Consider the following 10447-nt stretch of genomic DNA (forward strand, 5'->3'; position numbering starts at 1 on the left):
GACGATGACCGGAAACCTGCGCACCTTCATCCTGATGGCCGCCCTGACGGCGCTGGTCATGGGCATGGGCTGGCTGATCGGCGGCCAGGGCGGCGCGGTGATCGCGCTGCTGGTCGCCGGGGCGGGCAATGTCTTCGCCTGGTGGAACAGCGACAAGATGGTGCTGCGCCAGCAGGGCGCGCATCCGGTCACGCGCCAGCAGGCGCCGGAACTGGTCGACATGGTGGCGGCGCTGGCGCAGCGGGCCGGCCTGCCCATGCCCAAGGTCTATGTGCTGGAAACCGAACAGCCCAATGCCTTCGCCACCGGCCGCAACCCGGAAAACGCCGCCGTCGCGGTGACGCAGGGCATCATGCGGGTTCTGAACCGCGACGAGCTGGCCGGGGTGATCGCGCATGAGCTGGCGCATATCAAGCATCGCGACACGCTGGTCATGACGGTGACGGCCACCATGGCCGGCGCCATCGCCATGCTGGGCAACATGCTGATGTTTTCCAGCATGTTCGGCGGGCGCGACGACAATCGCGGCGGCGGGCTGGCGGCGATCCTGGCGATGATCTTCGCGCCCCTGGCGGCGGCGCTGGTGCAGATGGCGATCTCGCGCACCCGCGAATACGAGGCCGACCGCATCGGCGCCGAGATCTGCGGCCGGCCGATGGCGCTGGCCGGCGCGCTGGCCAAGATCTCGCGCGCCGCAGGCCAGGTGGTGAACATCCCGGCCGAGCGCAACCCGGCCGCGGCCAGCCTGTTCATCGTGAACCCGCTGCATGCGCTGCGCATGGACCGGCTCTTCGCCACCCATCCCCCGACCGAGGAGCGCATCGCCCGGCTGCAAGCCATGGCCGCGGGCGCGGGCACCGGCCCCTGGGGCGCAAGATGAGCCAGCCCGACCCGATGCTGCGCCCCGAACCGCTGGAAAGCGACGGCGAGGACCGTGCGCTGCGCCCGCAGCGGCTCGAGGATTTCGTCGGCCAGGCCGAGGCGCGGGCGAACCTGCGCGTCTTCATCGAAAGCGCGCGGATGCGCGGCAAGGCCATGGACCACACGCTGTTCCACGGCCCCCCCGGCCTCGGCAAGACCACGCTGGCGCAGATCATGGCGCGCGAGCTGGGGGTGAACTTCAAGATGACCTCCGGCCCGGTGCTGGCGCGGGCGGGCGACCTGGCCGCGATCCTGACCAACCTGGAAGCCCGCGACGTGCTGTTCATCGACGAGATCCACCGCATGAACCCGGCGGTCGAGGAGATCCTCTATCCGGCGATGGAGGATTTCGAGCTGGACCTGGTGATCGGCGAAGGCCCGGCGGCGCGAACGGTGCGGATCGAGCTGCAACCCTTCACCCTGGTCGGGGCCACCACCCGGCTGGGCCTGCTGACCACGCCCCTGCGCGACCGCTTCGGCATCCCGACCCGGCTGCAATTCTACACCATCGAGGAACTGGACCTGATCGTGACCCGCGGCGCCCGGCTGATGGGCATCCCCTCGGAACCCGAGGGCACGCGCGAGATCGCCCGCCGCGCCCGCGGCACGCCCCGCATCGCCGGCCGGCTCTTGCGCCGGGTGGTGGACTTCGCGCTGGTCGAGGGCGACGGCAGGCTGACCCGCCAGATCGCCGATTCCGCCCTGACCCGGCTTGGCGTCGATCACCTGGGCCTCGACATGGCCGACCGGCGCTACCTGACGCTGATGGCCGAACATTACGGCGGCGGCCCGGTCGGGGTCGAGACGCTTTCGGCCGCGCTGTCGGAAAGCCGCGATTCCATCGAGGAGGTGATCGAGCCCTACCTGATGCAGCAGGGCTTGGTCGCCCGCACGCCGCGCGGCCGCATGCTGGCGCGGCTGGGCTGGCGCCACCTGGGCCTCGACGCCCCCCGCACGCAGGAGAGCCTGTTCGATGAATGACCTGGAAAGCCGCATCCGCGCCAGTTTCGACCGCCAGAGCATGATGCGCACCCTGGGCGCGCGGCTGGAAAGCGTCGGGCCCGGCCAGGTCGCCATCGCCGCGCCGATCCTGCCCGGCTCGCTGCAGCAGCATGGCGCGGGCCATGCCGGCCTCGCCTTCTCGATCGGCGATTCGGCGGCAGGCTATGCCGCGCTGACGCTGATGCCGGAGGAGGCCGAGGTGATGACGGTCGAGATGAAGATCAACCTGATGTCCCCCGCGACCGGGGACCGGCTGGTGGCCGAGGGAAGGGTGATCCGCCCCGGCCGCCGCATCCTGGTGGTCGCCGCCGATGTCTGGGCCGAAACCGGGGACAGGCGCAAGCATGTCGCCATGCTCCAGGGCACGATGATCCCGGTCTGAGAATGCCCCCTTGTCCAGCCTGGGCAATGTCGCAGCCGGGGGCTTTGCGCCCCCGGACCCCCGCAGGATATTTTTCCACGAAAGAACGGGCCAATCGTCCCCCGGCTTCTTTCGTGGACAAATATCCTGGGGGAGCGCGGAACGCGCGGGGGCAAAGCCCCCGGCAAGCTTCATCACCGGCATAATGGGCATTCCCCGGACCCTTACGGCCCCGGTGAGTGTTGGCCGACGGCCCCGGCGGCCGTTTGGCGCGAAGTGGCAGAGGTGCTTGCAGCGGTTTTTGGGGGTTGGTCGTTACATCGCAAAGGCCCTGCCGCGCCACGATGGAGTGCAAGGGACAGCGGAATTCTATCGGCGGCTACGCAGATCTCGGGGCTGATCCGCCTTCGCAGCGCACCGGCTTGGCCCTTGGGTGCCCCCTCCGCTGGCGACCTGCTACCGCCCTGAGGCACCAGCATCATCGGCTAAATCCGGTTCAGGCGGCAGCCTAGTCGCGGCGGGGATCGGAAAGCACCCGGTCCTCCTGGGCGATGAAATGCTCCATCATCACCCGCCACAGCCGTTCCGCCAGGTCGGGATCCAGCCCCTGGCGCAGGGCAAGCCGGCGGGCATTGGCGGCGACCTCCTCGACGCGGCTGTCGATGCGGGCGGGCAGGTTCTCGCGCAGCTTGATCCGCGCCGCCTCGTCGATCAGCGCCGAGCGTTCCGCCAGCAGCGCCACCAGCCGCGCATCCAGCGCGTCGATGCGCGCGCGCAGTTCGGGCATGGCAGAGTTCGGCGGCAGTTCGGGTTCGGGGCGGCTCATATCCCGTCCCATGCCCTGCCCCGCCGTCCGGTGCAAGCCCCGGCTGTGTCGAAATTGCCGCAGGCGATAGGCGGATTTCCGCCGAAGCGGGAACGCCTTGGTCCGAATCGACGTTTTGCCGTCAACTGGGGAAAGGAGCCGCCCCGCTTTGGAAAGGATACCGGATGAAACCAGCAAGCCTTGTCATCAACCTGGGTTTCGGCCTGGGCCTCGCGCTGGGCGCGGTCGCGCTTTTGCTGTTCTGACCCGCCGCATCTTTCCCGGCCCTCGCAGGCTCCGCCAATGAAAAAGCCCCCGGAGCCGATCCGGGGGCTTTCCTGTTTCCGACCGGGGCGTCAGCCCTGCGGCTGGGGCGCGGCGTCCGGCGCGGGCTTGGCGGCGCCCGCCCGCGGAATCGCGCTGACCGAGGGGATCGAGGAGCCGGGCGCATCGTCGTCGCCGCCCAGTGGCTCGCCCCGGATCACCCGGCCGATGTCCTCGCCGGTCAGGGTTTCGTATTCCAGGAGCCCCTTGGCCAGGCGCTCGAACTCTTCCTGCTTCTCGTTCAGGATGCGATAGGCCTCGCGATAGCCTTCCTCGATCAGGTCATGGACCTCCTGCTCGATCAGCTCCTTGGTCGCGGCCGAGACCGAGAAGCCGCCGGTATTGCCGGAATAGCCCTCATGCGCCTCGGCATAGTCGATGTTGCCGACCTTGTCGGACATGCCCCAGCGCATCACCATGGCGCGGGCCAGCGCGCTCGCCTGCTGGATGTCGCCGGCCGGGCCGTTCGACACCCCTTCCTCGCCGTATTTTATGATCTCGGCGGCCTTGCCGGCCATGGTCATGGCCAGCTTCTGCTTGGCCTCGTCCTTGTGATAGTTCAGCCGGTCCATTTCCGGCAGGCTGACCACCATGCCGAGCGCGCCGCCGCGCGGGATGATCGTCGCCTTGTAGACCGGGTCGCATTTCGGCAGCGACAGGCCGACGATGGCGTGGCCGGCCTCGTGATAGGCGGTCTTTTCCTTCTGCTCGGGGGTCAGGACCATGCTGCGGCGCTCGACGCCCAGCATGACCTTGTCCTTGGCGTTCTCGAAATCCTCCATGGTCACGAAACGGCGGCCGATGCGCGCGGCCATCAGCGCGGCCTCGTTGACTAGGTTCATCAGGTCGGCGCCGGAAAAGCCCGGCGTGCCGCGGGCGATGATGCGCAGGTCCACGTCGGGGCCGACCGGCACCTTGCGCGAATGCACGCCGAGAATCTTTTCGCGGCCCTTGATGTCGGGGTTCGGCACATAGATCTGGCGGTCGAAGCGGCCGGGGCGCAGAAGCGCCGGGTCCAGCACGTCCTTGCGGTTGGTGGCGGCGATGATGATGACGCCTTCGTTGGCGTCGAAGCCGTCCATCTCGACCAGCAGCTGGTTCAGGGTCTGTTCGCGCTCATCGTTGCCGCCGCCGATGCCGACGCCGCGGGCGCGGCCGACCGCATCGATCTCGTCGATGAAGACGATGCAGGGGGCGGATTTCTTGGCCTGCTCGAACATGTCGCGGACGCGGCTGGCGCCGACGCCGACGAACATCTCGACGAAATCCGAACCCGAGATGGTGAAGAAGGGCACGCCAGCCTCGCCGGCGATGGCGCGGGCCAGCAGCGTCTTACCCGTGCCGGGCGGGCCGACCAGCAGCGCGCCTTTCGGGATCTTGCCGCCGAGGCGCGAGAATTTCTGCGGGTTGCGCAGGAATTCGACGATCTCTTCCAGCTCTTCCTTGGCCTCGTCGATGCCGGCCACGTCGTCGAAGGTCACGCGGCCGTGCTTTTCGGTCAGGAGCTTGGCGCGCGACTTGCCGAAGCCCATGGCCCCGCCCTTGCCGCCGCCCTGCATGCGGTTCATGAAGAAGATCCAGACGCCGATCAGCAGGATGAAGGGCAGCCAGACGCCCAGGAGCGACATGAAGCCCGATTGCTGCTGGCGCTCGACCTTGACCTCGACGCCCTTGCCGATCAGCCGGTCCGCGATTTCTTCGCCCTGCGGCCGCACGGTGGCATATTGCTTGCCGTCCTTGGCGATGATGCCGACGTTTTCGCCGTCGATGGTGACGGCCGTGATCTCATCCTTTTCCACCCGCTGGATGAAATCGGAATAGCTGATCTGGCGGCTGTTCATCTGGGCCGATCCGTCGCTGAACAGGTTGAACAGGGCCAGGATCATCAGAAACAGCACCACCCAGAAGGCGATATTGCGCGCGTTGCCCAAAGGCATGTCCTCCGCGGGTAAACAGGCTTCCGCCTGAAAATAGGGATTCCGGCGTCAGGTTCAATGCGTATAGAGCAGCGCGCCGAATTCCTCCATCCCGCGCAGCGGCTTTGCGCCGCAATCCGGCACCGGCCGCAGCACGGGCGCCGCGATCAGCCGCCCGCCCGCCCAGATGCCGGGGCTGGAGGCCGCCTCGTCCCGGGTCAGGCCGGCGCCGCGCCAGTCCAGCCCCGGCAGCGGGTCATGGCCAAGCGCGCGCACCTGCTGGCCCGCGCGCAGGCCGTCCACGCGCCAGCGCCGGTCCCAGACCGCATCGGCACCTTCGGCGGCGGGGCTGCGGGCGGCGGCGGCCGGTTCGCGGACCAGCCACAGGAACCCGTCCCGCGGCTCGGCGATGACGCCCTCCAGCGTCAGGCGCGTGCCGGTTTCCAGCGCCGCCAGCGCGTGCAGCACCGCCTCGCGCCGGGAGGGATAGGCGGCACCAGAGACGAAGCGCAGCCCTGCGACAAGAAGCCGCCGCCGGATCTCCAGCGGCGCGGCGCGAAAGGGGTCGAGCGGCAATGCCAGCGAGCCGGCGCGGCTTTGCGCGCCTTGGGCCACCTGCGCGGCGAAGGCGCAAAGCGCATCGCGCGCCATGGCGAGATTCGCCGCCGATTGCGCCAGCTGCCGCATCGGCAGGTCCAGCGCGGCGATGGTCTTGCGCACCCGCACCCGCTCGAAGCCCTCGTTCTCGTTCGAGGGATCGTCGGCCCAGCCGAGCCCGCGCGCCGCAAGCCATTGCCGCAGTTCGGCGCGGCCGACGTCGAGCAGGGGGCGCAGCCAGGTCACGCCAAAAGCCTCGCGCGCAGGGGCCATGGCGGAAAGCCCGTCCACGCCAGCACCCCGGTTCAGACGCATCAGCACGGTCTCGGCCTGGTCGTCCAGCGTATGGCCCAGAAGCACGGCGGACAGGCCGTGCCGCCCGGCCCAATCGGCCAGAAGGCCCAGCCGCGCCTCGCGCGCGGCGGCCATCAGGTTGCCGCCGTCCCGGCGGGTCCAGCGCAGGGTTTCATGGGGAATGCCCAGGGCCGCGGCCGCCAGACCGGCCTCTTGCGCCTCGGCGGCCGAGCCGGGGCGCAGCCCGTGATCGACGGTCGCCGCCAGCAGGCGCGCGCGGCCCCAGCCATGGGCCAGGTGCAGCAAGGCGGTGGAATCGCCGCCCCCCGACAGGGCGATGCCCAACGCGGGGCGGGTGCCGGCCAGATGGTCCAGCGCGGCATGGACCCGCACCGCGACCGGCTCAGCCGTCATCCGCCATGTCCGCGGCGGCCTCGGGGTCCAGATCCTCGTCCAGCGGCTCGGCCGGCGCGTCGCAGCCGGTCTCGGCGATGCGCCGCTCGGCCTCGGCCGCCTGCGGGGCGGCGGGGAAGCGGGCGATGATTTCCTGAAGATAGAAGCAGCCTTCCTGCGGGCCGGCCTTGGCGGACATGGCCCGCGACAGGCCCAGAAGCGCATCCGCCGCCTGCGACCCGTTCGGGTTGGCGGCAAAGCTTTCCAGCCAGGCCACGCCCGCGCCTTCCAGGTCGCCGGCGGAATCCAGCGCCGCCCCGCGCAGGAACAGCGCCTCGGCGGTCAGCGGGCCGCCAGCATGGGTTTCGGCAATGGCCGCGAAGAGTTCCGCAGCACGGTGAAAGTCACCTTGACCGAGCACCTCCCGAGCCCGGTCGAAATCGGCCTTTTCCGCCGCGGTCGCGGCAGCCCCGGCCGAGGGGGTCTTGGGTTGCGCCAGCGCGCCCTGCTGGTCCGAGGACGGCAGGGGCGCCGATCCGCCCTGCTCGCCCAGCGTCGGCGTGGTCAGGCTGCCCAGGTCGCAGCCCTCCTCCATCTCGCACAGGCGGAACTCGATGTCGCCGATGCGGGTGGTGCCGTCCCGGACGATGCGGTCGATGCGGTTCTGCAATTGCTCGGTCTGGCCGGTCAGCTGCGCCAGCCGCGCCTCCATCGCGTTCATGCGGTCGATGGCGCTGTCGCCGCCCGCCGCCGCGAAACCGGCAGGCCCCGAGGCGACAAGCTGCGCGCGCAGGCTTTGCAGGTCGGACGAAAGCTGGGACAGCTCGGCCCGGATGTCGGCCAGGGTCCGCGCATCCTGCGCCGCCGCGGGCCAGGCCGCCAGCGCGAAACCGGCGGCCAGCAGCAGCCCCCTGAAACCCCGGGCCGCCATCACATGCCCGCCCCTGGGCTGACCACGGTCACGGCGCGGCGGTTCTTGGTAAAGCATTCCTCGGTCGAGCAGATCGCCAGCGGGCGCTCCTTGCCATAGCTGACGGTGCGCAGCCGGCCCGGCGCGATGCCTTGCGAAATCAGGTATTCCTGCACCGAATTGGCGCGCCGGGCACCCAGGGCGAGGTTGTATTCGCGGGTGCCCTGCTCATCGGCATGGCCCTCGATCACGGCCGAGAAGCCCTGGTTCTGGTTCAGCCAGCCGGCCTGGTTGGCCAGGGTCATCCGCGCCTCGGCGGTCAGGGTGGACTGGTCCAGCGGAAACAGGATGGTATCGCCGACGCTGGCCTTGAAATATTCGGCCGTGCCCGGCAGCGCGGTCGCGCCCACCCCGCCCAGGCCGCCCGCCCCGGCATAGGGATCCTGGACCTGCATGTCCTGTGCCGGCCGGGCGCAGGCCGCCAGCGCGAGAACGGCGCCGATCGCGGCAATTTTCATGAAAGTTTTCATAATCCTGTCCATCTTACGCGCTTCAGGGCAGCAGCGGGCCCCAATCGGGGTCCGAGGCTGCACCGTTGATCTTGACCGGGCGCATGTTGCGCCCCGTGATGTCCACCGAATGCAGGCGCGGCTGGCCGTCGCCGCCCGGCGTCACCCGCGTGAACATCACGACGCGCCCATTGGGGGCCCAAGTCGGGCCCTCGTCAAGGAACGATTCCGTCAGCATTTTCTCTTCCGAACCATCGGTGCGCATGACGCCGATGTGGAACTTGCCGCCCACCTGCCGGGTAAAGGCGATCATGTCGCCGCGCGGCGACCAGACCGGGGTGCCATAGCGCCCCTCGCCAAAGCTGATCCGCCTGGGCTCGCCGCCGTTCGCGCCCATGACATAAAGCTGCGGCGTCCCCGAGCGGTCGCTTTCGAAGACGATCTGCTTGCCGTCCGGGCTGTAGCTGGGCGAGGTCTCGATCGAGGGCGCATTGGTCAGCGCCCGCTGCGCCCCGGTCGCGGCATCCATCTGGTAGATGTCGGTATTGCCGCTTTTCTCCAGCGAATAGACGATCCAGCGCCCGTCGGGCGAAAAGCGGGGCGAAAAGCTCATCGTGCCCTGCTGGCTCGCGCCCAGCTGGCGCACGCCCAGCGAGTTCACGTCCATCATCATCGCCTGCGGGAAGCCGGTGGCATAGCTGGTGTAAAGCAGCCGCGAGCCGTCGGGCGAAAAGCGCGGCTTCAGCACCAGCGTGGCATCGTCGGTCAGCCATTTCACGTTGGCGCCGTCGTAATCCATGATGCCGATACGCTTGCGGCGCGCGTCCTTGGGGCCGGTTTCCTGCACGAAGGCGACGCGGCTGTCGAAATAGGGCCCCTCGCCCGTCAGCCGCGAATAGACTTGGTCGGCCGCCTTGTGCGCGGCCCGGCGCCAGTTGCCGGTCGCGGCGTCGAACTGCATGCCGTCGCCCAGCGGCTGGCCGGCGAAGACGTCGAACAGGCGGAACTTGACCACGACCTTGCCGCCCTCGACCTTGACCGATCCGGTGATCAGCGCCTGGGCGTTGATCGCCTTCCAGTCCTCGTAGGAGACCGGCGCGTCGAAGCTTTCGGGCCGCGCGATATGGGCGCTGGCCGGGATCTCGCGGAACAGGCCGGTGCCGGTCAGGTCGGCGGCGATCAGGTTCTGCACCTGTGCCAGGTATTCGCCCGCGCCGCCCTCGTCGTGGAAGCGGGCGATGGCGAAGGGCATCGGCTCGATCACGCCGTCGGTGATCTCGATCCGCAAGGGCCCGTCCTGCGCCAGGACCGGCGCGGCAAGCCCAAGACCCGCAAGGGCCATGACGGAGGTCAGCAGGAATTTACGCAACATGTTTCGCCCTCTGGAGGTCTTGGTTGCAGGATAGAGTGTCGCACCGAGAGATGCCATGCGGGATGCCATGTCACTTGACCCGCGCGCCGCCGCTGGCGTTGAAGTCGATGATGACGTCCTTCCAGCGGTTGTATTTTTCCGGCGGCAGCTTGTAGCCGCCCTTTTCGCACATCAGGATCGCCCGGCGCGCGGCCTCGTAGGCCTGTTTCGCCGCCGCATCCGAGCCGCCGTCATGGCCGATCATGCGCAGCGAGCCCTTTTCCACCGTCCCGTCCGGCGCCATCGAGAACTGCACCGAAACCGTGGTCCGGCTGGCCTCGGTCGACAGCGAGCCGCGGTTCCAGCATTGCTCGACCGCCACGCGGAAGCCGTCCTTCTCGCCCTGGCTCAGCGGCGGCCCGTTCGCGGCGGCGCCACCACCGCCCGAACCGCCCGAGCCCTGGTCCTGCATCGCCTCGGCCAGCGCGGCCTGCTTGGCGGCCTCGGCGGCCTTGCGCTCGGCCTCGGCTTGCTCGCGGGCCTTGGCTTCGGCGGCAGCCTTCTCGGCCGCCTTCTTCTCGGCTGCGGCGCGTTCGGCGGCGGCCTGTTCCTCGGCCTCCTTGCGGGCCTTGGCCTCGGCGGCCTTTCTCTCGGCCTCGGCCTTTTCAGCGGCAGCCTTTTCAGCCGCAGCTTTCTCGGCAGCGGCTTTCTCGGCTGCCGCTTTTTCGGCGGCGGCCTTCTCGGCGGCGGTGCGGCGATCGGCCTCGGCCTTGCGCTCGGCGGCGCGTTTTTCGGCGGCACGTTTTTCGGCGGCGGCTTCCTCGGCGGCAGCCTTATCGGCGGCGGCAAGGCGGCGGGCGCGGGCCTCGGCTTCCTCGGCCTTGCGGGCGGCTTCCGCATCGGCCTGGGCCTGGGCCTCGCGGCGCTCTTCCCTGGCGCGTTCCTCGGCGGCGCGGCGGGCGGCGGCCTCCTCGGCCTTGGCGGCGGCAGTGCGTTCGGCAGCCGCCTCGGCTTCCTGCCAGGCCAGCAATTCCTCGCGCTGGCGCGCGGCCTCGGCGGCGGCG

At 69.6% G+C, this 10447-nt stretch carries 10 protein-coding genes; 3 read left to right on the forward strand and 7 right to left on the reverse strand.

What is annotated here, in order from left to right; all coding sequences use genetic code 11:
* The first annotated feature begins 4 nt into the window (after positions 1–4).
* Genes htpX through FE811_RS14725 form a run of 3 tightly spaced genes read left to right on the forward strand, consistent with a single transcriptional unit; the run spans position 5 to position 2305 of the window.
* Positions 5–880 (forward strand): zinc metalloprotease HtpX, encoded by an 876-nt coding sequence (gene htpX / locus FE811_RS14715; protein WP_072461620.1) that lies wholly within the window; start codon positions 5–7, stop codon positions 878–880.
* Entirely contained in the window at positions 877–1902 is a 1026-nt protein-coding gene (ruvB, locus tag FE811_RS14720) for a Holliday junction branch migration DNA helicase RuvB (RefSeq protein ID WP_036752249.1), read from the forward strand. The genes htpX and ruvB overlap by 4 nt, the downstream gene beginning before the upstream one ends.
* Positions 1895–2305: a PaaI family thioesterase gene (locus tag FE811_RS14725; RefSeq protein WP_072461621.1), complete on the forward strand. Its 411-nt coding sequence runs from the start codon at positions 1895–1897 to the stop codon at positions 2303–2305. Before ruvB ends, FE811_RS14725 begins: the two co-directional genes overlap by 8 nt.
* A gap of 487 nt (positions 2306–2792) precedes the next feature.
* Here the strand turns inward: FE811_RS14725 and FE811_RS14730 are convergent, their stop codons facing one another.
* From FE811_RS14730 to tolA, 7 genes are all read right to left on the reverse strand, one after another.
* The gene (locus FE811_RS14730) at positions 2793–3110 is read right to left on the reverse strand and encodes a chorismate mutase (RefSeq protein WP_036752255.1); all 318 of its coding nucleotides are present in this window, start codon (positions 3108–3110) and stop codon (positions 2793–2795) included.
* 335 nt (positions 3111–3445) lie between these two features.
* Positions 3446–5344, reverse strand: coding sequence for an ATP-dependent zinc metalloprotease FtsH (gene ftsH, locus FE811_RS14735; protein WP_036752405.1), 1899 nt, complete (start codon positions 5342–5344; stop codon positions 3446–3448).
* 60 nt (positions 5345–5404) lie between these two features.
* Positions 5405–6634, reverse strand: a complete 1230-nt coding sequence (gene tilS / locus FE811_RS14740) for a tRNA lysidine(34) synthetase TilS (protein ID WP_116222111.1) — start codon at positions 6632–6634, stop codon at positions 5405–5407.
* Complete coding sequence (locus FE811_RS14745) at positions 6624–7544, reverse strand: tetratricopeptide repeat protein (protein WP_116222110.1); 921 nt, start codon at positions 7542–7544, stop codon at positions 6624–6626. The genes tilS and FE811_RS14745 overlap by 11 nt, the downstream gene beginning before the upstream one ends.
* On the reverse strand, positions 7544–8053 hold the full coding sequence (gene pal, locus FE811_RS14750; protein ID WP_166435538.1) for a peptidoglycan-associated lipoprotein Pal: 510 nt from the start codon (positions 8051–8053) through the stop codon (positions 7544–7546). The genes FE811_RS14745 and pal overlap by 1 nt, the downstream gene beginning before the upstream one ends.
* A 22-nt stretch (positions 8054–8075) precedes the next feature.
* Positions 8076–9386, reverse strand: coding sequence for a Tol-Pal system beta propeller repeat protein TolB (tolB, locus tag FE811_RS14755; protein ID WP_370362679.1), 1311 nt, complete (start codon positions 9384–9386; stop codon positions 8076–8078).
* Between the two features lie 88 nt (positions 9387–9474).
* Positions 9475–10447 (reverse strand): cell envelope integrity protein TolA (gene tolA, locus FE811_RS14760; RefSeq protein ID WP_181180872.1); only part of this gene is annotated, 973 nt, incomplete at its 5' end.

It is taken from the genome of Paracoccus sp. FO-3 (assembly GCF_006386455.1).
In the GTDB taxonomy this organism is placed as follows: domain Bacteria; phylum Pseudomonadota; class Alphaproteobacteria; order Rhodobacterales; family Rhodobacteraceae; genus Paracoccus; species Paracoccus versutus.